The sequence below is a fragment of the Streptomyces sp. 3N207 genome, from assembly GCF_052246355.1.
In the GTDB taxonomy this organism is placed as follows: Bacteria; Actinomycetota; Actinomycetes; order Streptomycetales; family Streptomycetaceae; genus Streptomyces.
Genome location: NZ_JBQQBV010000013.1, coordinates 135,042 through 158,632, shown reverse-complemented (window position 1 = coordinate 158,632; position 23,591 = coordinate 135,042). Strand labels below are relative to the sequence as shown.

Genomic DNA, 23,591 nt, shown 5'->3' with positions numbered 1-23,591 from the left:
CGCGCCTGCGACCGGGCGGTTCCGGTCGCAGGCACACCACGTCCCGGCGACGGGTTCAGTGACGTCCGGGAGACGGGTCGGCCGTACCCGGCCAGTACGCCGGGTAGGCGGCGGTAGGCTGCCGGCCGGTCTCCGACAGACCGCCGTCCAGGCCGCCGCCGGAAACCGGAGTCGTTCCGTTCAACGTAGGGGCGACGGGGTCGGCGACGTCCGGAGCGGACGCGGAATCCACCACCGGCCCCGCGTCAGTGCCGCGGACCTGCTGCTTTCCTGAGGCGCCGGAGAACAGGTCGCGGAAGGCCACCGCTCCCCCGTACTCAGCGATCATCCGCTGTGAGTTCTCCTCCGCGAATTGCACCCCTGCGGCCCGCATCGACGTCCCGGTCTCGTCGGCCCGGCTCATGAGGCCCCGGACCAGCGGACGGATCTCAGAGGTCAGTCGGCCACACGCACCGGCGGGACTGACCACTTCGCCCAAGATGACCCACCAGGCTCCGGCGGCAGCACCAGTGTTCGCGATGAAGTCGGGGACCACGCTGACCCCTCGGTCCAGCAGAAGCTGCTCAGCTTCGGGCGTGGTGGGTACGTTTGCTGCTTCCACCACGAGCTTGCCGCGAATCCGATCGCAGTTGTCCGCCGTGATCGCGTGGGAGACGGCAGCCGGCACCAGGACGTCGACGTCCTGCCCCAGCCACTCGTCACCGGGACGTTCCTCGTCGTCGTCGCGCAGGACGGAACGATCGATCACGCCGTCGGCGCTTCGTGCGGACAGCAGGCGTTCCACGTCGATGCCCCGCGACGCGTTGAGGACGAGGCCCTGGGCGTCCGTGACCCCGACGATCTGCACCCCGGCATGCGCGAGGTACAGCGCCGTGGCCCCTCCCATCGTGCCGAACCCCTGGACGATTGCGCGTGCGGACGAAGCGGGGATGCCGCGGTGCTCCAACGCCACCAACGCTGCCTCCGCCACTCCGAAACCACCGACCAGCTCCGAGAGCTTCAGGCCGTCCGTTCGCGTGGCGAAAGCCTGCCGAATGCGTGAGCGCACCTCGGCCTCGTCCGGGGAACGGACCACGGCGGCGTGAAAGGAGGTCTCCCCGAGGCCCACCTGTTCAAAGGCCCGGTCGAGCTGGTCCTGCTGCGTTCCGAGGTCCCCAGCAGTCACCCAGAAGCGTTCCAGCAGCGGACGAACCCCCTGGAGAAACCGCTCCCTCACCCCGTCAGCCCGCGGGTCAGCGGGGTCGAAGTCGATCCCCCCTTTGGCGCCGCCGACAGGAATGCCGAAGGCACCCATCTTCAGCGTCATCTCCCGGGCGAGTTCACCCACCTCGTCGAGAGTGCACCCGGGCCGCATGCGCAGGCCCCCTGTGGCAATGCCCGTCACCAGCTGGTCGATCACGACATAGCCGCGCGCCGGGGTCTGGGAATCTCGCCAGGTGACCTGGAGAAAGGGTTCATGCTCAAGAGCCTGCAACGGTGTGTCGACAGCATTTCGCGTCATATGGCACTCACCCTTTCCGGTAACGACGGGATCCTGCTCTCAGGCACACGGATTTGCGCAGACTCGGCCCAGGGGCCGAAGGCCGCTATTGCTCCGCCAGGGGGACTGCGCAGTGTTGTACGGCTGATTCAGACGGCTATTTGTGCCGATGAATGAGCGGGCAATCATTCGGCCAGGCCGAATGACACCCGCGGAGTGTGCTTACTGTGATGCCTGGAGAGGGGGTTTTCGGATGTACGCAGAGAACGCATCCGGTTGCGTTGTACGTAGCGACTACTGTGAGGTCGCGAATCAACCCTTGTCAAGAGTTCTTGGAGCGGGGCCACGGCACCCGCTTGCCGCTGCCGGTCGCATGTCCGAAGTCGGCGAAAAACCCCTGGCGGCAGTCGCGTTGAAGGTTCGAAACGCGCCGGACCGTACACCCTGACAGGCGGTCATGGACAAGGCGCCCATGGACGACCGGAGAGCGTTGCGGCTATCCGGGCAACGTGGCCTTTCCCGCGAGGTTGCGACCACTCGACTCCACTCGCCCAGGGAGCCGACCCGCACCTTCCATCGCCGCTCAACCTCTCGCGTTCATGTCTGTCAACCTCGGTCGGGCCAACTACTGCACACGCGACCCTTGGCGACTCCTCAGCAGCGGCGGACCCGGCTGCCTCGCAGCTGCGAAGTTCAGCGTCGTTCAGGGATATCGGCCACCACTGCTCGGCCAGCAAAAATAAACTCTTTCAACCATTTGAGCGAATGCGTTGCGGGGTTTCCAGAGCACCGCGATGACCGCTGGCGATGGTTTGGGCAACGTAAGCGCTCCCGACAGCCGAGAAGCAGCGACTTGGACCTCGCCGAATGCGCAAGAGGACCGCGTCCGTACTCCGCTGCACAGACTCGAACACGACACCCGACAGATGCGGCAACAGCCCCTGCAAACCCGCTGAACTGCACACCCTGGAGAAAACGATCAGCGTGTGCCCGCGTCACAAGATCAGGGACAGAGCCCTTTCATCCGTACACAGTCCTGCACGTTCACGTCTACGCCGACACGTGGTCCACGTCTACCGGGTCCAAGCCTCGGCGGCCGGAACGAGAACGTCGATGAGCTCGTCCCGAGCGAACCCGTTGCGGGAGATGGCGCAGCGAAGCGCGGAAGACCACCCCATCCCACGGGCTCCGGACGAGGTTCTCGGCGAGAACCCGCTCAGCCGGTTCCGGCACCCACCTTCCGGCCTCATACGCCTCCAGGAAGACAGCCGTATCCCGGCGCAGGGCATCGGCGAGCTGGTCCGTCGCCGCCTGCTGCCGAACGACCCAGCAACACGAACGGCAACGGCAGAACGCCACTGGGACGTGTCTCGTAATTGATCTTGCAGGACTGAAATGTGTTGAGCTCATGGCGGCAGCCCGGAAGGCTGCCGCCATGAGCTCTCGACGCTTCGTCTTCCTGGATCCCGACGGCATCAGTGGTGGCGGCTGGTTGCATGTGGTGGTCGAGGCGGAGACCGGTGTCTTCTATCAACAGCAGTACGGCGGAACCGCCTGTCGACAGGGGCAGGTGGAGGGCTTTCTTGTGCCGCTGTTCGGCCCTGATGAGCTGGACGCCCTGCGCGGGCTGTTCGAGAAGGACTTCCGTGGTGCCGGCACTTGGAACTACGCGTGGCCGGATGACGAGCGGGACAGGCTCCGCGAGATCATCGGAGCTATCCGCTACTGGGCGTGCGACGGGACCACTGAGGAGCTGCGTGGCCTGCGGTTGGACGAGAGCCGGGTTCGAGAGGTCGACGAGGCGTGGGTCCCGGTGATCACACCGGACGGCCCTGGCGTGCTGGTGTGGTTCAACTCGGACTGAGCTTCCGCGGTCAACCGTCCGCCCGCAGCCAGAGGATCAGGCAGAGATGACGAGCCCGGCCCGGCAGCGATCCGCCAGTTTGTCGAACCTGGTGGCCACGGCGCGGAACTTCTCCAGCCGCGCGAAGCAACGCTCGACGACGTTCCGCCCCCGGTAGGCGGTCTTGTCGAAGGCCGGTGGCCGGCCGCCCCTGCCCGCGCGGCGGACCCGGTCGGCGATCTGATCCCCGCGCTCGGGGATGGTCGCCTTGATGTTCCGGCGCCGCAGCAGGGGACAAATCTTCCTGGACGAACAGGAATTGTCCGCGCTCGCATGCCAGTGCGGCACCGACCGCATCAGCCCGCCACCGGGATTGCCGACAAGCACTCACCACCTCCGACACCGCATGGAGATGTCACACCTGGCCTGGTCTGGGCCCGCTGTCCTGATCCGCCGCGGACCGAACGCCTCATCGGCAGCGTGGCGATAGCCCTGACAGACGTCAGTACGAAACGGCCGGGGTCAGAGGGCAGAGTGGGACACATCCACCGCCCGACGCGTGACCGGCGAGGGCGGTGGTAGGTGATAGCGGCCGCAGAGGGCTGGGGGAAGCACACGCTCACTGTGGCCGACGAACCCAACCTATGGGGGAAAGACCATGTTCCGTTCCGTACGAAAGACGTCCGTCGCCGTGACCCTGCTGGCCGCCGTCGGTGGCCTCGGGGCCGTCGCTGCGCCCGCCAACGCCGCACCCACTGGCCCCAGCACGGTGTCAGCCAAGGCAGGGGACGTCTCGGCGAAGTCCATCGACCGCTGGCACTACTGCTCGACCGCCCCGGCCGGGTCCCTCGTCCTGGACTACGACACCATCAACGACGACCCCGCCGACATGAGCGTCTGCTGGAGCGGCTCCGGCCGGGCGACCAACCCGGACCAGCACGGTGAGCTCCGCCAGGTGCACACCGCCAACAACCGCGGCTCCCTCCACCTGAAGACCGGAGGGAAGGAGTGGGACCTGCCCTTCAACCGCAACGAGACACACAACATCCCTCAGGACACCATCCTGCTGGGTCTCTCCATGAACGAGTGAGCAGCCCGGAGCCGGACCATCCGACTCCTTGACCACCGCGATGCCGCCGGGGCCGCACAGGCAGGCCCCGGCGGCGTCGGGCCTGCACACTGCAAGGGAGGACAGGGGCGATGAGGAATGCCGGGCTGAAAGCGACGGCGAATCGAACATCATCGGATACGTGCAGTTCGAGGATTGCCGCTGCGGGGTTTCTTGCCCGGCCGTCGGGCTTGCGGGCCTGATGCAGCCGTTCCCCGATCCGCGCCCCGGCGATGACGGCGTCACGGGATGCCCGCCAATCCGGGTGGCTGACGGGCCCTGCCAGCGCGCCGCTGCGCTTTCGGACATTGTCCGCTCCGGGCGCTGACCGGAGAGCACGGCTCCTGTTCCGGGCAGGAACGAAACACATTCCTCCCCGCGCCCGCCCCTGCCTAGCGTCCCCCATCAGCCCCCAACCGGCGCCGGGCCGGAAGGGGGGCCTACGAGGAGGGGGAAACACCGCTCATGCGCACGCGTACACGCACGCTGGCGGCTGCCGCTGCGGCAGCCGCGTTCATCACGCCGCTTGCTGTGACATCGGCCGGCGCGCAGGACCGTGGCGAGGACGGGAAGAAGCAGGATGGCGGGGGATACATCACGCCGCGCCCGCTGCTGACCGGGACCGAGGCGGACGGCGATGTCACCTTCGGTGCCGGTTCGCTGCCCGAGGCGGCGCGGGGGAAGGCCAAGACCGTCGATGTGGAGCCGGGCGAGAAGATCACGCCCCGCCTGGACACCTCTGATGAGGGCGCGGAGACCAAGAAGCTCACGTCCACGTGGTGCTCCTACCGGTACAAGACGAAGGTGAAGGGCAAGCCGCCGATCGACAACCTCTACCGCTACGGGGTATCGAAGGTCCGCAAGAAGGATGACCGCAGAGCCTCGCACATGGTGCACGACTCCCAAGGGGGACAGGACGCGCCCCGGCAGACGACCTCCACGAGTGTGGACTGGTACCTGCCCATCGAGATTCCCGATGACTGGCCACAGCCCTCGCAGATCTCCGGATGGGCCAACCCCACGTTCAAGGGTGCGATGTTCGTCAACTCCAACTACTGGTGGTGGGGCGGCACGTCGTTGGCCGGTGCGCAGCAGAAGATCAGCATCGGTATGGCTCGGGACAACGACACCCGGTGGCGCACCCTGCACAAGATGGATCTGGAGCGCAACAACGGCACGGAGGCGACGGAGAAGTACAAGCTCGATATCGGGGACGGGAACGAGGTGAATTACGCGAACATGGACACCACCCCGGCCCACACCTACACCTTCCGTGTGCGCTCGAAATCGACGGCCTGGTCCGACCCGGCGACTTTCGCCGGTGCGCAGGCGCAGACGGACTTCGGCGGCGACATCGACGCGCCCGGTCACCTGCTCGACAACGGCTACGTGCAGCCCAACGGGCCGTTCGGCGATGCGCTGATCGAGTACAAGGCCCCGAAGAAGGTCAAGTGCCAGTAAGTCGGCACCGAGGACCGAACGGGCACCGGGCCCCCTCCCCTGCTGTAGAGGGGGCTCGGTGCCCTCTTCCTGGTTTCGCGCCCGCCCGCACCACACATAGCAGGACATTGCAAAAGACCCGTCTCTTCGCGGGGTTGGGGCGAGCGTCTTCATATCCGGCCCGCGGACGGCCGAACGTAGCATGACCAGGTATGACGACGTTGGTCCGACCAGAGCATTCGCCCGTTCCGCAGCCGGGGCACAGCATCGGCTTCAGCGCGAGGCTGTCGTGGGTGTTGGCCGCGGAGAGTCCGACGCGTAGGGGCAGTCCGTCCGCGTCGGACAGGACGTGCACCTTGGAACCGGGCCTACCCCGATCCACGGGGCCCGGACCTGCAAGTTCTCCCCCCTTTTTGGCCCGCACGTGAGCGGAGTCGAGCACGGCCCGCGACAGGTCGACCAGGCCCTGTTCGTCCAGCAGTTGCAGGACCTTCTGGTGCAGCCGCCCCCACAGGCCGGCCCTGGACCAGATGACGAACCGACGGTGCACGGTCGACTTCGATGCCCCGAAACACGGCGGCAGGGCACGCCAGGCACAGCCACTGCCCAGCACATAGATGATCGCGGCGAAGACCGCCTCATCGTCGATGTCCACGACCCCGCCGCCCTGCGGACGCACACGCGCCGACGGCAGCAACGGCCTGGCGATCTCCCACAGCCCGTCCGGAACGATCCATCCCCACCGCCCATTCCCCATGAACAGCTCAGCACTCAACCGGCCAAGTAGGAAACGGTCTTAGGCACGGTGCCCCGTCGAAGACGCGGCCCTGACGGAGAAATTGTCAAGACCTGTGGATCGTGCGTTCTAAGATCCCGGGATGAGTGATGAGCTTCTTCGCCTTACGGTCCTGGGGTGCGCGACGCCGTACCCGAGCGTGGACAACCCGTGCTCGGGCTATCTGGTGTCGAGCGGCGACACCCGGATCTGGGTGGATGCGGGGAGCGGGACCCTCGGCCCGCTCCAGCGGCACGTGCGGCTGGACGAGCTCGACGCGATCTGGATCTCCCATCTGCACGCCGATCACAGCGCGGACCTGCTCACCGCGTACTACGGCGCCCTGTACGCGGACATCCGCCTGGCAGCGCCGATTCCCCTCTATGGCCCGCCGGGAATCGCCGACCGGTTGGCCGGGTTCCTCACCAACACACCGGCCCGCAGTCCAGTCGAATCCGCCTTCGCCGTCACCGAGTTGCACGACGGGCATCAGGCGACCATCGGCTCGCTGCGGCTGTCCAGCCGGGCGGTGGCGCACGGCATCCCGGCGTTCGCCGTGCGCATCGAGGCGGCCGGCAGGTCGCTGGTGTACTCCGGGGACACCGCGCCGTGCCCGAGCCTCACGCAGCTGGCCGAGAGATGCGACGTGCTGCTGTGCGAGGCCGAGAGCGCACAGGCGCCGGCCGAGGGTGACCAGGTGCACCACACACCCGAGGACACCGGCGACACCGCCCGAGCGGCCCGGGCAGACCGGCTGATCGTCACACATGTCGGCCGCTTCCTCACCCCGCAGCAGGCGGTGGCACGCGCCTCGGCCCGGTTCGACGGTCCTGTCGACTACGCCGCCCCCGGTGCCACCTTCACGATCGGTTACTGAGGCTTTCAGGGTGGAGTCGGTGGTGTGTGGTGTGGTGTATGTGGGGTCGGGCCGGTGGCGGTGGGGCAGCCGTCGATCAGGTGCGGTCGGAGCTGGGTCGTTCGTCACTCGCGGCAGAGTGTGCGGTCGAGAGGTCATCGGGTGTGTCGAAGGCCGAGTTGGCCATCGCTCTGCGTACGAGGGACCAGAGGGCCTCGACGGGGATTCAGGTCGGGTGCACCGGGCGGGAGGCGGACGCTGGTGAGCCAGTCGTGCTCGGCCTCGTACCGCTTCAGCCCGGCTGCCAGGTGGGTGTTGAGATTGTCCCGGACCACTACGATCGGGCCGCCGAGCTGGATGTGAGCCCCCAAGAGCAGATCGCGGCGGTGGTCCTTCCAGGAGAAGCCCTTGCGGGCTCCCTTCAGCAGAAGGTGGTTGCGGGGCCGGTGGATCAGCCGGCTCGCCTCGCCCGGGCGGTAGCAGCACAAAGCGGCGACTGAGGTCCGGCGGTGGGAGCGTCCGCGCCCCGGATGACAGGGGTGTGTCCGCGTCGGCCCCAGGTGCGGGTGCGGGGCGGTGTCATCGAGAATCCGGCTTCGTCCTCGAAGGGGATCCAGGCCCCGGACGCCGCCGCGATCCCTTAACCCACGGCCACATCTCCTTCTTCCGTAGCTCGACCGCGCGCTCGTCGCGTTCGAGTGCTCTGCGGGCAGGGGCCTGCCAGGACCAGCCGTGCCGTTTCAGCAGCCGCCATACCGTGGCCACCGAAGGACCGAGCCGCAGACGACGGCGGATCTGCTCCCGAAACGCCCGCCCGACGCTCAGCAGTCAGGCCCCGGCCCTCCGGATAGCGCATACCACCGGCATACCGCGGTGATCACGAATCGTCATTACCCGACGACAACCCGAAGACCTCTGTAACAGCTCCTCGGGCTTTCCCGATCTTTACCTTGACTTCAAGATGGTTAGGACCGGGTCAGAAGGCAGTGCGGGAGAGGCCGCCGGTCCAGGGGTCCTCGAAGTCGGCTGCGGTGAGGGTGACGCCGGTCAGGACGCGTACGGCGAGGATGAGGCAGCCATCGGGCTCTTCGGTGTCGGCTTCGCCGGTGGGTTCGCAGTCGTCGGAGGCGTCGAAGCCGACCGCGGTGAGGGAGCCGACGACGGGGTGGGTGGTGTCCACGCTGCCGGAGGGGCCGTCGAAGTAGCCGCCGGACAGTTCGAGGCGGCCGAGGATGGCGCCGTCGTGGGCGATGGTGGCCGTCTTCGTGTCGGGGTCACGGTAGGCGCTGATCGCGGTGCGGCCGTCGGTGGCGAGGGTGCGCAGGACATCGTCATCGCAGCCGATCCAGCTTTCGAATTCGATGGTGAGGGTCCAGCCGCCGGGCATTTCGCGGCCGAGGGTGAAGGCGCCTTCGCACTGGTGTTCTTGAAGGAAGTCTGCGGCTTGGCTCACGCCCTCAGGGCAGGGGACGGGGTTGGCGACGCCCATGAGGTGGAGGGTTTCGGTGAGTGGGTGGGGGGCGAGGGTTACGCACCAGCCTTCGCCGAACATCTCGTCCAGGTCCACGGTGTGGGGCCTTTCCACTCGGGTTCGTTGGTCATTGAAGGGAGCCCGCAAGAGCTTCTCCTGGAAGGACCACCGCGACCTGCTCGTGCGGGCTCACATCCAGCTCGGCGGCCCGATCGTAGTGGTCCGGGACAATCTCAACACCCACCTGGCAGCCGGGCTGAAGCGGTACGAGGCCGAGCACGACTGGCTCACCAGCGTCCGCCTCCCGCCCGGTGCACCCGACCTGAATCCCCGTCGAGGCCCTCTGGTCCCTCGTACGCAGAGCGATGGCCAACTCCGCCTTCGACACACCCGATGACCTCTCGACCGCACACTCTGCCGCGAGTGACGAACGACCCAGCTCCGACCGCACCTGATCGACGGCTGCCCCACCGCCACCCTGGAGACAGGGAAGCTCGCTGGCATGGTGCTGTGGGAGCCGAAGTTCTTCGGCGTCAAACCGCACATGCTCCTCAAGGGCGGCCGGCTCGCGTACGCGCAGGTTCGGCGACGCCAACGCGTCGATCACCACGCCGCAGCCCTACCTGCCGCGCCCGGTCGGGGGCTCCACCGGCCGCTCCCCCGGACTCAACTCGGCGAACTTCGTTGCTCCCGGCGTGGCCGACAACCTGAACCGAGACGACACCAGCGGTAACCCGGGGCTCGGCCTGGACAAGGACTTCGTGGATCACGAGCACCCGGGACATCACAAAAGCCAACATGAAACTGAACGACGGCACTGCGCTGACGAGCCTCGAAGTCGACCACAACAGCTTCGAAGTCACCATCGGCGGTGCGACGACCACGAGCGACGCCCGCACCGAACTCAACGGGGCGATCGTGCCGCGCTCCGGACGTCGACGAAGTTCCCCTTGGCGCAGCGGTACTTCCTCTTCTGAACCGTCCACCTTCCCGGCCGTCGGAATACAACAGCCGCGCGGCCGGACACCCAGGCGGGTACGTCATGCCCGCCCACACTCGGCACAACCTCCGACCCCGCGAAAGGCAGCCGCTCACCCATGAGCCGTGCAGCCCCGCTCCTGCTGGCGGACGGCCGATCCCCCGCCGGGGGGGGGACGCCCACTCCGGCGGTGTCGAAGCCGCCGCGTCCACGGAGCCGTACACGACACCGACAGCCTGGCAGTATTCTGCCGCGGCCGTCTGCATACCACCGGCCTGGCCGTCGCAGCCGCCGCGGCGGCCGGAGTCGACCCGCTGCTGCTGGACGACGCAGCCGACGCCCGCACCCCCGCCCCTGCGCTGCGCGCCGTCGCCCGCAGGCTCGGCCGACAGATGATGCGCAACCTGCGGGCCGCCCGTGCCACATTCGCCTCCGAAGACCTGGGATCGCTGGCCGCCGAACGTCCCCGGGGCGCCCACCAGCCGATCGTGCTGGGCCTCGCCGTCCGGGCTGCCGGGCTCATCCCGCTGGACGCCGCCCATGCCGTCGCGTACGAGAGTGCCGGCGGTCCGGCCACCGCGGCAGTGCGCCTGCTCAGCCTCGACCCGCTCGATGCCTCAGGGCTGCTGGCCCGCCTCGCCTCCGATACCGATGCCGTCGCCGCAGCTGCCGCCCATGGCGCGCACCGCGTCATGGCCGAGGGCATCGACGCCCTGCCGTCGGTGAACACGCCAGCCTGCGCTGGCTGCCCCGACCACTGATCAGCGCGGCCGGCAGCAACCTCCAGCAGACCTACACCGTAGAACTCGCCCCCATTGCCCGGCTGTTGCTGCGAGAGGAGCGAACCTCTGGGCCGGGCCAACGAGGAACCGGGCCACCTCATCAGCCGACTCCTGGTCCACCGCGCCGGAAGACCGCTGCTCGACCAGCAGACGGCATACGGGGACCCAGAGCCCGGCTGGGACGGCCCGGCCGTCCTGCACCGACACCGCGCCGTCGGCCAACTCCTGCTCGTAGACCCGAGGCTGCCGGTGAGGGTCGCTGCGATCGGGATGCCGACGGCGTCGCAGATCAGATGGTGCGTGGAGCCCGGCCGATCGCGGTCGACCGGCCTCCGGCCGGTTCGGGGCCACCTTTGAGCGCCCGGATGTGGGAGCTGTCCGTCAGCGGCCGCAGCTCATCCAACAGCACCTCGTGCAGCCGCCGCCAGACACCGGCGTTACCCGCGCAAAGCAGGCAGGCGATGTGGGCACCGCCACCAATACCCGCGGCCCAGTTCAGGCTGCCGTGTGGGCGGCGGGGCGGAAGGTGCGGCGGTATGCGTGGGGTGTGACGCCGATGGCGGCGTGGAGGTGCTGGCGCAGGGAGACGCCGGTGCCGAATCCGGCGTGGCGGGCGACGACATCGACGGGCCAGTCGGTGGTCTCCAACAGATGGCGGGCAAGGTCGACGCGCTGTCGGGTGAGCCATTGGCCGGGGCTGATGCCGACTTCTTCGCGGAAGCGGCGGGTGAAGGTGCGGACACTGACCTTGGCGTGGGCGGCCATGTCAGTCAGCGTGAGGGGTTCGGCGAGGCGTTCCATCGCCCATGCCTGGGTGGCGGCGGTGCCGGTGGCGGAGGGGGCGGGTACGGGGCGCTGGATGTATTGGGCCTGTCCGCCGTCGCGCCAGGGCGGTACGACACAGGAGCGGGCGACCTCGTTGGCTATGTCGCTGCCGTGGTCGCGGCGGACGATGTGCAGGCACAGGTCGACGCCCGCGGCCACTCCTGCGGAGGTGAGGACGTCGCCGTCATCCACGAAGAGCACGTCGGGGTCGATGCGGGTGGTGGTGAACATCCGTTGCAGCCGGTCGGCCTCGCGCCAGTGCGTGGTGGCGGGCCGGTGGTCCAGCAGGCCCGCGGCTGCCAGGACGTACGTGGCGGTGCAGATGCCGACGATGCGGGTTCCTGGCCGGATGGCAGAAAGCGCCTCGCGTAGCGCGTCGGGCAACCGGCCCTCTTCCCGGATGAGCCCGAGCGCGTGGGAGGGAGGGATGACGACGGTGTCGACGTCGGCCAGGAGGGAGGCGTCGTGGGACACCGTGAGGTCGTAGTCGGCCTCTGCGCGGACGGGGCCGCCGTCCAGACCGCAGGTGGTCACCGTGTAGAGGGCGTGGCCTGCCCTGTCGCGGGCGGCGCCGAAGATGCGGGCGGGGATGCCGAGTTCGAAGGGGACGACGCCGTCCAGGGCCAGAACCCCGACGTGATGCATGACCCGATCCTTTCATTCCTTGACCATCAGGCCACTACTGGGAGGCTTCCGGCCCAGGCAGGCTGACGACGTGCCCAAGAGAACTGGCACCAACCGCACAAAATGGTACTGCCGAAACGAGAGCGTCATCATGCCCCAGGCCACCACCGTCTCCGCGACCATGCGCGCCATCTCCCAGGAAATGGCCGGACCCCCGGATGTCCTCGAGCTCATCGAGACCAAGCGCCCGGAGCCGGGCCGGGGCGAGATCCTGGTCCGGGTGCACGCGGCGGGTGTGAACCCGGCCGACTGGAAGATCCGGGAGCGAGGGGTGTTCGCCGACGGTGCGCCGCTCCCTTTCACCCTGGGATTCGACGTCTCCGGGGTGGTGGAGAAGACCGGCGACGGTGTGACCCTGTTCCAGCCGGGCGACGAGGTCTTCGGGATGCCACGCTTCCCGCACCCGGCCGGCGCCTACGCCGAGTACGTCACCGCCCCGGCCCGCCACTTCGCTCCCCGCCCCCCGGGCCTGACCCACGTCCAGTCGGGCGCCCTCCCGCTGGCCTCGCTCACCGCCTGGCAGGCCCTCGTCGACACCGCCGACGTACGGCCTGGCCAGCGCGTCCTCATCCACGCCGCCGCCGGTGGCGTCGGCCACCTGGCAGTCCAGATCGCCAAGGCGCGCGGGGCCCATGTGATCGGCACCGCCAGCGCCGCCAAGCACGACCTGCTGCGTTCCCTCGGCGCTGACGAACTGATCGACTACCGCACCCAGGACTTCGCCGAGACCGTCCGCGACGTCGACGTCGTCCTGGACAGCCTCGGCGGGCCCAACTGGGCGCGCTCGCTGCGCACCCTGCGCCCAGGCGGCACGCTGATCTCCATCCTGCCGCTGGACGACACCTTCCCCGCCGCGGCGGCCGAGGCGGCCGGGGTGCGGGCGGTGTTCATGCTCGTCGAACCCGACCAGCAGGGGCTGCGCGAGATCAGCACCCTGGTCGAGGACGGCCGCCTGCGTGTGATCGCCGACACGGTCCTCCCCCTTGAGGAAGCCCCCCGGGCCCATGCCCTGGGGGAGACCGGCCGCACCACCGGAAAGATCGTCCTCTCCGTCGTGCCCTGACCCGATCGGCCCCTCCGTTCCGGGACCGCCACCGAGCCACCTTGGCCCGCAACCGGCAAGCCCCAGCACACCCACACCCACCACACAGAAGGGAATCAGTATGAGCACCACCACCGCCCCGGCCACCACCCGCGAGGTTGTCGACGCGTTCTTCGCCCGCTTCGGCGCGGGCGACATGCCCGCTCTGCTGGACCTGTTCGCCGACGGCGTCGACTTCCACGTCGGCGGCGCCGACAACGTCCCCTGGGCCGGCGATCGCACCAGCAAGGACGAGATCGCCGCGTTCTTCGCCTCCTTCGGCGAGCACCTCACCCCCGCCGAGGAATACGCCGTCACCACGACCGTGATCGACGGCGACCACGCCGTGGTCATCGGCCACAACCGCTTCGGTGTCCTGGCCACCGGCAAGACTTTCACCAACCACTTCGCCCTCCACATCACCGCAGTCGACGGCAAGATCACCGGCTACCGCATGTACGAGGACAGCCACGCCATCAGCGAAGCCTTCACCGCTTGACACCGCGGCCTCTGATCGTTGTAGAGGGGCCGGATGTCGCTGAGAACGAGGGCTGCCTGGCAAGACCACAACAAGCAGAATGAGACGTTCCCGGCCCTTCGGCCACCGTCTTGGCAAGCACACGGCAGGCCATTCATCCGCTGATCAGCGGCTTCCCGATGCCCGCCGCGGCGGGACCCAGGTGCGCATGGTCGGCGGCGCCTACGAGAATCCGGCTTCGCCCTCGAAGACGAGCCAGGCGTATAGCGCCACCACGGCCCTCCCACCGGGGGCCAGGTCGCCTTCATCCAGCCGGGGCCACCACGTTCTCTCGCCCCGCTCCATCGCCCGCCGGGCGGGGACCGCGATGACCGTGTTCCCATCACCCTGCCCGAACCGTTCGGCCGCCCTCAACCACAACCGCCCCCAGAAGGCCCGCCGCTCGCCGGTCAGCCCGCCCACCTTGCTCATACCTCACGCGAACGGCATAGCGCACAGTTCACGACACCCCGCCCCTGCAACACCACACCCTCAAGGCCAGTGACTACGCGGCGTTGTGCTGAGGGGGCAGCTTCCTCAAGCACCTGTGTCCCGGCTGCCAACGCGCCCCGTCGACGACCGCAGGTCCGGCCAACTGGTGCCCCGTCCCACCATCGCCGGACTGCACCCTGCCCAGTGCAGAGGACGCCTTCCGCACAAAGCCCGCCGCCCGGTTGCCGTCACAACTCTGCGGATCCCACCGGGAGCAGCCGCGTCCCAGGCAGGCGGAGCCTGAGCCGCCCGTCGGCGCCCTCGAAACGGCAGCTCGACAGCCCGCCACCTCTCGATGCCCAGGTCCTACGCGGCGGTCGTCCTGGCCGCCGGCGCCGTCCTGTCCGCCGACGCCCTCCGGGCAACACTCACCCCGCTCGCGCAGCTTGAGAACCGCACCCGGAGCGGTGTCGAACCAAGACCGGCCCCGGAGTCGACCCTTCAGGTGAATATGCGACCAAAACGCCGCCACCGCACCGGTCTGGAGCCCACCAGTCGGCCACACTTCCAGCCGGTAGGCCGCCCCGTTCCGCAGGCTTCCACACCGTCCGGAACCCATGCTGAGAGGAATGCGCCCCGCATGATGCCACTGATGATGTTCTTGGGCGCAGTGGGCGGAGCCGCATTGCGTTTCGGTCTCGAAAAGGGGCTCTTTAAGATGTGGCCCGGTGAACCTGTTCCGTGGGCCGCCTTTGCGGTCAATTTCAGCGGCTGCATCGCGTTGGGTCTCTTCTTGGGAAACGTAGTCGCGAGCGATCTGCCTAGTTCGGTGTACGTGCTTTTGGGCGGAGCCATTACAACGTTCAGCATCTTCGGACACGAGCTCCTCAGATTGACGCAGGGTGGGCTGTCCGGAATCGGGCTGAGGGTGTTCACCGGCTGGGTGGTTGGTGCAGGGGCAGCCACCGTGGGTGTGTTCGTGGGGATGCAGTGAGCTTGGACCGGGCCCTACATGCAGCTTGACGAGCCGCCTGGAGTCGTCGCATAAGGCTGCGGCGCGTCGGGAAAGACTTGCTGCCACGGCTTGCGCCACCACCACACTTCTGATCGGCGACATCGCGCCCGTGTGGCCTGCTCGGATTGCCGTTTCGAGTCGCGGTCGCCGCAGCGCGGTTTTACTGTGGCGACGCGGCATGACGCGAGAAGCGCGGCGGGAAAGCCGGCGCGATGCCTCCCGCTTCCGCCGCATCACGGCGCGGGCAGCCGCGCTTGGACGCGACCGGACGAGTGTCTGGGAGGATCATATGGCCGTCGAGATCCAGCCCTTGCTGAAGCCCTCTCGGCTCAAGCGCCGCGGAGGCTTGTGGGGTGAATGTCTGTCGGAGTTCCTGGGAACGTTCGTCCTCATCTCCTTCGGCTGCGGCGTGGTGGCGATGGCGGTCGCGGCACTGCCAGGATCGGGGCGTACGTCAGATCCCACCACCTTCTTCCTCGGTGCCGGGGACTGGCTGCTGATCACCTGGGGATGGGCCTTGGCCGTTGCCCTCGGTATCTACGTGGCCGGCGGTGTCAGCGGGGCCCACATCAACCCGGCGGTGACGCTGGGCTTCGCCGTTCGCCGTAAATTCCCCTGGGCCAAGGTCGTCCCCTACTGGGCGTCGCAGGTGCTCGGTGCCCTGGCCGGGGCGGCGCTGGTCTACGCCGTGTACCACGACGCCATCGACACCTTCGATGACGCCATGAAGGGCCCCAAGACGGGCGGGCACACACTCGCCTCGTTCTCCATCTTCGGCACGTTCCCGGCGCCGTACTTCCATGGCGGGATCTGGGGGCCTCTGATCGACCAGATTGTCGGCACCGCATTCCTGGTCATGCTGGTGGTGGCGATCATCGACCTGCGCAACACAGCCGTGAAGGCGAACCTTGGCCCGCTGATGATCGGGTTCGCGGTGGCTGCCATCGGCATGTCCTTCGGGGCCAACGCGGGATACGCCATCAACCCGGCACGCGACTTCGGCCCGCGCCTGTTCACCTGGATGGCGGGTTGGAAGGACCTGGCGTTTCCGGGCAGCTTGTCCGGTGCGTTCAGCGACTACTGGTGGATTCCGATCGTCGGGCCGCTGGTCGGAGGGGTGATCGGGGTGCTGGTGTACGACCTGTTCATCGGAGACGTCCTGCACATCCGTGCCCAGAAGGCCGAACCCCCGGAGCCTGGCCGGACACGCCCCACCACCTCCGGCGAGGAGCTCGAAGGCCCTTGACGCGATACGGGCCGCCGCGCGGGCCGCAGCACGCGAGCGCGTGTGGAACGCGGGCCGAAAGCGCGGCCCCGGATTTCGGCCCCGGATGCCGCAGGGCAAGTGATCTCAGACCTGGATGGGGTCGCCTTGGCCTGCTCCAGCCAGCTCTACACCGTAGGCTCCGAGTCCCCCACCATCTCAGCGACCGCACGCACATGCCGGGTAGCCGGCTCTCCCGCCTGCTGCTCCAGCAGGCGACGCACCACCAACGCCCTGGGCAGGCCGGCCCCCACTGAGGGCTCCCACCTCTCGCTCCATCCCACGACCACACCGCCCTCCCTCAGCTCACCGCATAAAGACTGTCGGACCTGAGACAGCATCACCCGGCATGCGATCAACCCTCGCGCCCCTCTCCCCTGCGGTCGACCGCCACGCGTCGAGCGCCGTGACGTGGGCCAACTCCCACAGCACCTCGCCCAACAGGGATTCGCGGCCCTGAAACCACCGGAGGCAGGTGCCGCGGTGGAGTGCGCCCCGGTACCGCATTACACGGGGCACGGCACCGGAGCGCAATCGTGGAGGGCGCCCCCCGGGGCGGCCTCAGACCAGGGCGCCCGCGGTCAGCTCCCGGCGAGCCCTGGCCGCCGCGCCCACCGGGATCGCGTCGCCACCCAGCGCGGCCCGCACCAGCCGGACCGGGTGGCCGCTGACCGGCGGCTCGGCGGCAAGCGCCTCCCGTACCAGAGGCTCCAACAGCGGCCAGGCGCCGCTGACGCCGCCGCCGACCACCACCGTGGTGACATCGACGACGCCCGCCGTCATCACGATGGCCCGGGCGATGCCGCCGGCCGCGGCCCGGTACACCGCGAGGGCGTCCCCGTCCCCATGCCCCGCGGCCTCGGCGATCTCGCGGGCCGTCAGTCGGCGGCCGGTGCGCTCGGCGTACCGGGCGCACAGCGAACGCCCGGAGGCGAGGGTCTCCAGGTGGCCTCGGCCGCCGCAGGTGCACGGCAGGTCGCCGAATCCGGGGATGTGCCCGATCTCGCCCGCCGCGCCGTGCGGCCCGGCGAACAGGGCGCCGCCGGTCCACAGCGCCCCGCCGACACCGGTGCCCAGGGTGATGCCGAGGACGTCGGGCTCGCCGCGCACGGCGCCGCCGTACACCTCCCCGTACAGGAAGGCGTTGACGTCGTTGTCCAGGTAGGCCGGGACGCCGAGTGCCGCCTCGACGGCGTCGGCGACCGCGAAGCCCGCCCAGCCGGTGAAGGAGTCGCTGGCCACCAGGATGCGTCCGGCCGCGGAGTCGACGACGCCGGCCGCGCCGGCGCCGACGCCGGCGAGCTGCCCGGGGGTGCGCTCCAGCAGCGGGGCCAGGGCGCCGAGCGCCTTGGCGACCATGGCCCGGCCGCCGTCGGCCGCCGGGGTCGCCGTCCCGGCCCGGTCCAGCACGGTCAGGTCCTCGGCGCAGAGCACCACTTGTGTGGTGGTGCCGCCGATGTCGACCCCGGCGAAGAGGGGGCGGTCGTGGGGGGTCAAGCCGTCGCCTCCGTCCGGCCTGCCGCCAGGGTGGCCAGGCGATCGGCTCTGCGGCTGCGCTGCACCACCGGGTCCGGCACCGGCACGGCGGCCAGCAGTCTGCGCGTGTAGTCGGTCTCCGGCCGCAGCAGTGTCGTGCCGGTGTCGCCCTGCTCCTCGACACGGCCCGCCCGCATCACCACGACGCGCTGCGCGAAGTGCTGGACGACGGCGAGGTCGTGGGAGACGAAGAGGCAGGCGAAGCCCAGCTCGGTCTGGAGCTCGGAGATCACCTCGAGGACGGCCTCCTGGACGCTGACATCGAGCGCACTGGTGGGTTCGTCGGCGACCAGGAGGCGGGGCTCCAGCACCAGGGCGCGGGCGAGGCTGACGCGCTGGCGCTGGCCGCCGGACAGCTCCCGGGGGGCTCTCCGGGCGACCTCGCGCGGAAGCCTGACCCGGTCCAGGGCGGCGGCGACCCGCTCCTGGCGCTCCCGGGCAGAAAGAGCGCGGTGGTGCACCCTGAGGGGCTCGGCGACGCACTCGCCGACCGTCATCCTGGCGTCCAGCGACGCCACCGGGTCCTGCAGCACCACGCCGATGCCGGCCCGCAGCGCCCGGCGGGCCCGGGAACGGGTGCGGGCCAGGTCGGTGCCGAACAGTGAGACGGTGCCCTCGGTCGGCGGGATCAAGCCGAGCGCGACCCGGGAGGCGGTCGACTTGCCGGAGCCGGACTCGCCGACCAGGCCGAGGGTCTCGCCGTGGCGCACGGCGAGGGAGACACCGTCCAGGGCCCGTACTGCGCCCCTGCCGCGCCCGAAGACGACGGAGACGTCGTCCAGTTCGACGACCGGCTCGGCTTCGGCGGGGGGTGCGGCGGCCCGTGCCGCCTCCGGCGCGTCCTCGCCGGCGACCGAGAGGCGCGGCACCGCGGCCAGCAGTCGCCGGGTGTACTCGTGGGAGGGGCGCAGCAGCACGTCCTCGACGGGGCCGGTCTCCACGATCTCGCCGTTGTACATCACCGCGACCCGGTCGGCGAAGTCCGCGACCACGCCCATGTTGTGAGTGACCAGCAGCACGCCGGTACCGGTCTCGGCGGCGAGGCGGCGCAGCAGGTCGAGGATCTCGGCCTGCACTGTGACGTCCAGCGCGGTGGTCGGCTCGTCGGCGATCAGCAGGGCGGGCTCGTTGGCGATGGCCATGGCGATGACGACGCGCTGGCGCTGCCCACCGGAGAACTGGAAGGGGTAGGCGGACGCCCGCTTTTCGGGATCGGGGATGCCGACCCGGCGCAGGAGTTCCACGGCCTCGGCGGCCGCGTCCTTGGCGGAGACCTCGCGGTGGTTGCGGATGACCTCGGCGATCTGCTTTCCGACGCGGGTCAGCGGGTCCAGGGCTGTGGCCGGCTCCTGGAAGACCATCGACACGGTCCGGCCGCGCAGGCCCGCCAGTGCGGCCTCGCCCGCGCCGACCACCTCGGTGCCGGCGACGGCGGCGCTCCCGGTGGCACGGGCGTTGCCGGCGAGCAGGCCCATCGCGGCGAGCGCGACGGTGGACTTGCCGGAGCCGGACTCGCCGACGAGGGCGAGCGTCTCGCCGGGGTCGACCAGCAGGGACACGCCGCGGACGGCGGGCACCTCGCCGGATTGGGTGGTGAAGACGACGCCGAGGCCGTCGAGTTGGAGGATGGGCCCGGCCGCCGGTGCGGCGGGGCTCTGGGTGGCGGTCATCCGCGTCCCCTCACGTCGAATGCGTCGCGGAGCCCGTCCCCGATCGCGTTGAACGCCCACACCACCAGGATGATGGCGAGGCCCGGCGGCAGGATGAGCCACCAGTAGCCGGAGTAGGCGGCGGTGAGGCCGGTCGAGAGCATGCCGCCCCAGTCGGTGGACGGCGGTTGGACGCCCAGGCCCAGGTAGGAGACGTAGGCGACCAGCAGGATGGCGTCGGCGATCTGGAAGGTGGCCGCGACGATGATGGTGGAGACCGAGTTCGGCAGGATGTGCCGGGTGATGGCCCTGGCGTGGGTGCCGCCGATGGCGCGCAGCGTCAGGACGTAGTCGCGGTTCTTCAGGGTCAGGGTCTCGGCGCGGACCAGCCGCGAGGGCACCAGCCAGGAGACGAAGCCGAGGATGACGACGAGGCCGCCCAGGCCCGGCGTGGTGATGGCGGAGACCACCAGCAGGATGAAGAGCGCGGGGATGGCGATGCCGGCATCCACGATCCGCATCATGACCGCGTCGATCCAGCCGCCCGCGTAGCCGGCGGCGGCACCCCACAGGGTGCCGATGACCGTGGCCAGAATGCCGGCGGCGAGGCCGACGATCAGCGACACCTTGCCGCCGTACATCAGCCGGCCGAGCTCGTCGTGGCCGACGGCGTCGGTGCCCAGCCAGTGTGCGCCGCTGGGGGCCAGGTTGACCTGGTGGAGCAGGGTGTGGGTCTGGTCGGTGGAGTACACCAGCGGGCCGGCGAAGCAGAACAGGACGAAGAAGACCACGACGCCGAGGCCGACGACCGCGAGCCGGTTGCGCAGGAACCGGCGGACGGCGAGCCGGGTCCCCGACGCCGCGGCGGACTCCGAGGGAGTAGCCGTGCCAGGGGTCCGGCCCGGCTGTATGACAGTGCTCATGACCGGCCTGCCTTGACTCGGGGGTCGATGATCCGCTGGACGATGTCGGCGATCAGCGTGCCGGTCACCGTGGCGACCGCGATGATCAGCACGCAGCCCAGCAGCACCGGGTAGTCGGAGGACTGCGCGGCGGTCCAGAACAGCAGGCCCATCCCCGGGTAGTTGAAGAGCTGTTCGACGACGAGGGCGCCGCCGAACAGCACCGGCACGTAGTAGCCGAGCATGGCGACCACCGGGGTCAGCGAGTTGCGGAACACGTGCCGCCGCAGGATGGCGGGGGAACGGGAGCCGCCGGCCCGCGCCGTCCTGACGTAGTCCTCGGAGAGGTTCTCCAGGGTGGCGGCCCGCATGTAGCGGGTGAAGACCGCGACCATCGACGCGGCACCCGCGGCGACCGGCAACACCAGCCCCTGCGGGTCGGAGAGCACCTGCCCCAGCGTCTGCCCCTGCGGGGCCTGGGACGGGAACCATGGCAGCGCCTGGCTGAACACCAGCACCAGGATCAGTCCGAGGAAGTACACGGGCGTGGAGTAGGCGATGAAGCTCAGCGTGGTGATGATGTAGTCGACCGGCTTGTTGCGTCGCACGGCCTGCCACATGCCCAGCGGCACGGCCAGCAGCAGGCCGACGATCGCCGACAGGACGGTCAGCAGCAGGGTCTTCGGCAGGCGCTCGGTGATGAGCTGCGACACCGGCTCGTTGAGGGTGTACGAGGTGCCGAGGTCGCCGTGCGCCAGCTGCCCCAGGTAGTAGAGGTACTGCACGGGGAGGGGCTTGTCGAGGCCCTGCTCATGGTCGAAGGCGGCGATCTGCTGCGCGGTGGCCTGCGGGCCGAGGATCCCGCGGGCGGGTCCTCCGGGCAGGGCGTGCAGCAGGGCGAAGACGACGATCGTCACGATCAGGATGACCGCGACGGCCTGCAGGACCCGTCTGATCAGGTATGTGGGAGTGCTCATGTGTGTTCCGGTCGCTGTCAGTGGTGCGCGCGGCGCGGGGGACGGCCTACTTGGTCCACTGCCACATGGCGGGGTGGAAGTTGGCGAGTGAGTCCTGCGAGAAGCCGCCGAGGCCGTTCTTGACCACGGAGACCTGGTAGTCGGGCTCCGGCAGCCACACCACCGGCAGCTTCTCGGCGAGGGCGGCGCTGTACTTGCGCATGGCCTCTTCGGAGGAGGAGGTGGTGGTCTGGGCGATCAGCTTGTCCACGTCGGGGTCGGAGTAGTTGCCGAAGTTGGAGCCGCCGCCGGTGGCGAAGAGCGAGTCGCCGCTGGGGTAGGCGGGGAAGTACCAGCTGCCGGCGGTGCCGAAGAACGACAGCTGCCACTTGCAGCTCGGCTCGCTCGCCTTGCACTGGCCGGTCTGCGACAGGACGGAGTTGACCGGCGCGGTCTTGATGCGGAAGTCGATGCCGGTCTTGGCGAACGACGACTGCAGGGCGCTCATCATGTTGTCGGTCACGGTCGAGCCGGACTGGGAGAGCACCTGCATGGAGAACTTGGTGCCCTTGTCGACGCCCTTGCCGCAGTGGCCGTCGCCGCCGCCGGGTCTGGTGCACACCATGGTGCCGCCCTGCTTGGTCCAGCCGTGGTCCGTCAGCAGTTTCCGGGCCTTGGCGGTGGAGAACGGGTAAGGGTTGTCCTGCTGCTTCTGCGAGACGAAGGAAGACTTCTGGCCCTGTGGGATCGGGCCGAAGGTGGGCACCGCGGTGCCCTTGAAGACGACCTTTGACAGCGTCTTCTGGTCCACCGACATCTGGATGGCCTGGCGGGCGTAGAGCTGTTTGAACACCGGGCCCATGTCGGGGTTGCGGAAGTTGTAGGGCATGTAGGTGATGGCCCAGCCCGACCACGGCTGGATCCGGTAGCCCTTGGCCTTGAACGACTCCTTCTGGCCCAGGTCGGTGGGCTTGATGTAGCCGTAGTCGACCGTACCGGCCCGCAGCGCGTTCTCCTCGGCGTCGGTGGTGGTGAACGGCAGCAGGTTCACGTTCTTGATGTGGGCCTTGCCGCCGCCGTCGTACTTGGCGTTGGCGGTGAGCTGCACCTTGCCGGCCGTGGTGAACGACTTGAGGGTGTAGGGGCCGCTGACCGTCTTCCACAGCGGGTCGGTGGCGTAGCCGGAGATCTTCTTGGCGGCACCGTTGAGGTACTTCCAGACCCTCTTCGCCCCGGCGGCGGTGCGGTCCAGGTCGGAGACGGAGCCGGCGTCGCTGGTCTTGTCCCAGACGTGCTGCGGCATCGGGCGGATCATGCTCAGCTGGTTGGCGAGCATCCACTGCTGGTTGTAGGCCCGGTCGAAGGTGATCGTGAAGTGGGTGTCGTCGACGGCTTTCAAGGAGGTCCAGTTGTCCGGCGCCTTGTCGGGGCTGTAGCTGGCCCAGTCCGACTTGTTCGCCTTGATGAGGTTGAACCAGAACTCCACGTCGCGGGAGGTGATCGGCTTGCCGTCGCTCCAGTGCCGGTCGCCGAGGGTGATGGTGACGCTCTTGCTGTCGTCGGCGAAGTCCGCGGCGGTGGCCAGCGAGTTGTCCTTGTTCCAGCCGACCTTGCCCGTGGAACCGTCGTAGGCGATCAGTGGCTCCCACAGGGACTGGGATATGGAGGAGTTGTTGGTGTTCAGATGCGCGGCGGTGCCGATCGGGAGTATCCAGTTCGGCGTGAAGTTGGCCGGGAGCGCGTAGTTGATCGTGTCCGACGCGCCGGAGGCGGACGACGAGGCGCCGCCGGAGCAGCCCGCCAGCAGCACCCCGGTGGTGACGGCGGCGCCCGCGGCGAGGGCCCAGCGGCGGCCGGCGACCGTGTGAGCAAGGGACATGGCTCTCCTCATGAAGTAGGGCCCGCAGGGGGATCTCGGTGGACCGGGCCGGCGCCGTCGGACCGGCGCTGTGTTCACGACAGCTAACGCCGGACGCGCCGCACACACAAACAAAGT

19 protein-coding genes and 6 pseudogenes are annotated in these 23,591 nt (G+C 69.1%); 13 read left to right on the top strand and 12 right to left on the bottom strand.

What is annotated here, in order from left to right; translation table 11 throughout:
* Nucleotides 1-55: 55 nt before the first annotated feature.
* Nucleotides 56-1,501: a Glu/Leu/Phe/Val family dehydrogenase gene (locus ACTWP9_RS21400; RefSeq protein WP_443247829.1), complete on the bottom strand. Its 1,446-nt coding sequence runs from the start codon at nt 1,499-1,501 to the stop codon at nt 56-58.
* Nucleotides 1,502-2,593: 1,092 nt separating this feature from the next.
* Between ACTWP9_RS21400 and ACTWP9_RS21395 the strand changes: the two genes are divergently transcribed.
* Both ACTWP9_RS21395 and ACTWP9_RS21390 read left to right on the top strand, forming a co-directional pair.
* On the top strand, nt 2,594-2,860 hold the full coding sequence (locus tag ACTWP9_RS21395) for a hypothetical protein (RefSeq protein ID WP_443247828.1): 267 nt from the start codon (nt 2,594-2,596) through the stop codon (nt 2,858-2,860).
* Between the two features lie 55 nt (nt 2,861-2,915).
* Entirely contained in the window at nt 2,916-3,344 is a 429-nt protein-coding gene (locus ACTWP9_RS21390; protein ID WP_443247827.1) for a DUF6210 family protein, read from the top strand.
* Nucleotides 3,345-3,354: 10 nt separating this feature from the next.
* On the opposite strand, the pseudogene ACTWP9_RS21385 reads toward ACTWP9_RS21390, so the two are convergent.
* A pseudogene (locus tag ACTWP9_RS21385) lies at nt 3,355-3,650 on the bottom strand (IS5/IS1182 family transposase); the annotation flags it as partial.
* A 331-nt stretch (nt 3,651-3,981) separates the two neighbouring features.
* Here ACTWP9_RS21385 and ACTWP9_RS21380 point away from each other — a divergent pair.
* The 3 genes from ACTWP9_RS21380 to ACTWP9_RS21370 all read left to right on the top strand — a co-directional run bounded on the left by ACTWP9_RS21380 (nt 3,982) and on the right by ACTWP9_RS21370 (nt 5,892).
* Nucleotides 3,982-4,413, top strand: a complete 432-nt coding sequence (locus ACTWP9_RS21380) for a hypothetical protein (protein WP_443247826.1) — start codon at nt 3,982-3,984, stop codon at nt 4,411-4,413.
* Nucleotides 4,414-4,441: 28 nt separating this feature from the next.
* Complete coding sequence (locus ACTWP9_RS21375) at nt 4,442-4,759, top strand: hypothetical protein (RefSeq protein ID WP_443247825.1); 318 nt, start codon at nt 4,442-4,444, stop codon at nt 4,757-4,759.
* 137 nt (nt 4,760-4,896) lie between these two features.
* Nucleotides 4,897-5,892, top strand: coding sequence for a hypothetical protein (locus ACTWP9_RS21370; protein WP_443247824.1), 996 nt, complete (start codon nt 4,897-4,899; stop codon nt 5,890-5,892).
* A 241-nt stretch (nt 5,893-6,133) separates the two neighbouring features.
* Here ACTWP9_RS21370 and ACTWP9_RS21365 read toward each other — a convergent pair.
* A pseudogene (locus ACTWP9_RS21365) lies at nt 6,134-6,628 on the bottom strand (IS5 family transposase); the annotation flags it as partial.
* Nucleotides 6,629-6,749: 121 nt separating this feature from the next.
* Here ACTWP9_RS21365 and ACTWP9_RS21360 point away from each other — a divergent pair.
* A complete protein-coding gene (locus ACTWP9_RS21360) occupies nt 6,750-7,523 on the top strand; it encodes an MBL fold metallo-hydrolase (RefSeq protein ID WP_443247823.1) in 774 nt (257 codons plus the stop codon).
* 5 nt (nt 7,524-7,528) lie between these two features.
* On the opposite strand, the pseudogene ACTWP9_RS21355 reads toward ACTWP9_RS21360, so the two are convergent.
* Together ACTWP9_RS21355 and ACTWP9_RS21350 are read right to left on the bottom strand one after the other, a co-directional pair.
* Nucleotides 7,529-8,297: pseudogene (locus ACTWP9_RS21355) on the bottom strand (IS630 family transposase); the annotation flags it as partial.
* A 181-nt stretch (nt 8,298-8,478) separates the two neighbouring features.
* Complete coding sequence (locus tag ACTWP9_RS21350) at nt 8,479-9,087, bottom strand: DUF6461 domain-containing protein (protein ID WP_443247822.1); 609 nt, start codon at nt 9,085-9,087, stop codon at nt 8,479-8,481.
* Nucleotide 9,088: 1 nt separating this feature from the next.
* Between ACTWP9_RS21350 and ACTWP9_RS21345 the strand changes: the two are divergent.
* From ACTWP9_RS21345 to ACTWP9_RS21335, 3 pseudogenes are all read left to right on the top strand, one after another.
* Nucleotides 9,089-9,397, top strand: a pseudogene (locus ACTWP9_RS21345) (transposase); the annotation flags it as partial.
* A gap of 673 nt (nt 9,398-10,070) precedes the next feature.
* Nucleotides 10,071-10,713 (top strand): annotated as a pseudogene (locus ACTWP9_RS21340) (urease accessory protein UreF).
* A pseudogene (locus ACTWP9_RS21335) lies at nt 10,671-10,974 on the top strand (urease accessory protein UreD); the annotation flags it as partial. The pseudogenes ACTWP9_RS21340 and ACTWP9_RS21335, both read left to right, overlap by 43 nt.
* A 255-nt stretch (nt 10,975-11,229) precedes the next feature.
* On the opposite strand, the gene ACTWP9_RS21330 reads toward ACTWP9_RS21335, so the two are convergent.
* On the bottom strand, nt 11,230-12,204 hold the full coding sequence (locus ACTWP9_RS21330; protein WP_443247821.1) for a GlxA family transcriptional regulator: 975 nt from the start codon (nt 12,202-12,204) through the stop codon (nt 11,230-11,232).
* A gap of 130 nt (nt 12,205-12,334) precedes the next feature.
* Between ACTWP9_RS21330 and ACTWP9_RS21325 the strand changes: the two genes are divergently transcribed.
* Both ACTWP9_RS21325 and ACTWP9_RS21320 read left to right on the top strand, forming a co-directional pair.
* Nucleotides 12,335-13,306 (top strand): NADP-dependent oxidoreductase, encoded by a 972-nt coding sequence (locus tag ACTWP9_RS21325; RefSeq protein ID WP_443247902.1) that lies wholly within the window; start codon nt 12,335-12,337, stop codon nt 13,304-13,306.
* Nucleotides 13,307-13,406: 100 nt separating this feature from the next.
* Nucleotides 13,407-13,823 (top strand): nuclear transport factor 2 family protein, encoded by a 417-nt coding sequence (locus tag ACTWP9_RS21320; protein ID WP_443247820.1) that lies wholly within the window; start codon nt 13,407-13,409, stop codon nt 13,821-13,823.
* 201 nt (nt 13,824-14,024) lie between these two features.
* Here ACTWP9_RS21320 and ACTWP9_RS21315 read toward each other — a convergent pair whose 3' ends face one another.
* Nucleotides 14,025-14,273 (bottom strand): hypothetical protein, encoded by a 249-nt coding sequence (locus tag ACTWP9_RS21315; RefSeq protein WP_443247819.1) that lies wholly within the window; start codon nt 14,271-14,273, stop codon nt 14,025-14,027.
* 640 nt (nt 14,274-14,913) lie between these two features.
* Between ACTWP9_RS21315 and ACTWP9_RS21310 the strand changes: the two genes are divergently transcribed.
* Nucleotides 14,914-15,267, top strand: coding sequence for a FluC/FEX family fluoride channel (locus ACTWP9_RS21310; RefSeq protein ID WP_443247818.1), 354 nt, complete (start codon nt 14,914-14,916; stop codon nt 15,265-15,267).
* Between the two features lie 310 nt (nt 15,268-15,577).
* The gene (locus ACTWP9_RS21305) at nt 15,578-16,534 is read left to right on the top strand and encodes an MIP/aquaporin family protein (protein ID WP_443247901.1); all 957 of its coding nucleotides are present in this window, start codon (nt 15,578-15,580) and stop codon (nt 16,532-16,534) included.
* 579 nt (nt 16,535-17,113) lie between these two features.
* On the opposite strand, the gene ACTWP9_RS21300 is transcribed toward ACTWP9_RS21305, so the two are convergent.
* Genes ACTWP9_RS21300 through ACTWP9_RS21280 form a run of 5 tightly spaced genes read right to left on the bottom strand, consistent with a single transcriptional unit; the run spans nt 17,114 to nt 23,474 of the window.
* The gene (locus ACTWP9_RS21300) at nt 17,114-18,049 is read right to left on the bottom strand and encodes an ROK family protein (protein ID WP_443247817.1); all 936 of its coding nucleotides are present in this window, start codon (nt 18,047-18,049) and stop codon (nt 17,114-17,116) included.
* Nucleotides 18,046-19,758 (bottom strand): dipeptide ABC transporter ATP-binding protein, encoded by a 1,713-nt coding sequence (locus ACTWP9_RS21295; protein WP_443247816.1) that lies wholly within the window; start codon nt 19,756-19,758, stop codon nt 18,046-18,048. Before ACTWP9_RS21295 ends, ACTWP9_RS21300 begins: the two co-directional genes overlap by 4 nt.
* Complete coding sequence (locus ACTWP9_RS21290; protein WP_443247815.1) at nt 19,755-20,660, bottom strand: ABC transporter permease; 906 nt, start codon at nt 20,658-20,660, stop codon at nt 19,755-19,757. The genes ACTWP9_RS21295 and ACTWP9_RS21290 overlap by 4 nt, the downstream gene beginning before the upstream one ends.
* The gene (locus ACTWP9_RS21285) at nt 20,657-21,616 is read right to left on the bottom strand and encodes an ABC transporter permease (RefSeq protein ID WP_443247814.1); all 960 of its coding nucleotides are present in this window, start codon (nt 21,614-21,616) and stop codon (nt 20,657-20,659) included. Before ACTWP9_RS21285 ends, ACTWP9_RS21290 begins: the two co-directional genes overlap by 4 nt.
* 46 nt (nt 21,617-21,662) lie before the next feature.
* The gene (locus ACTWP9_RS21280) at nt 21,663-23,474 is read right to left on the bottom strand and encodes a peptide ABC transporter substrate-binding protein (protein ID WP_443247813.1); all 1,812 of its coding nucleotides are present in this window, start codon (nt 23,472-23,474) and stop codon (nt 21,663-21,665) included.
* Nucleotides 23,475-23,591: the final 117 nt, after the last annotated feature.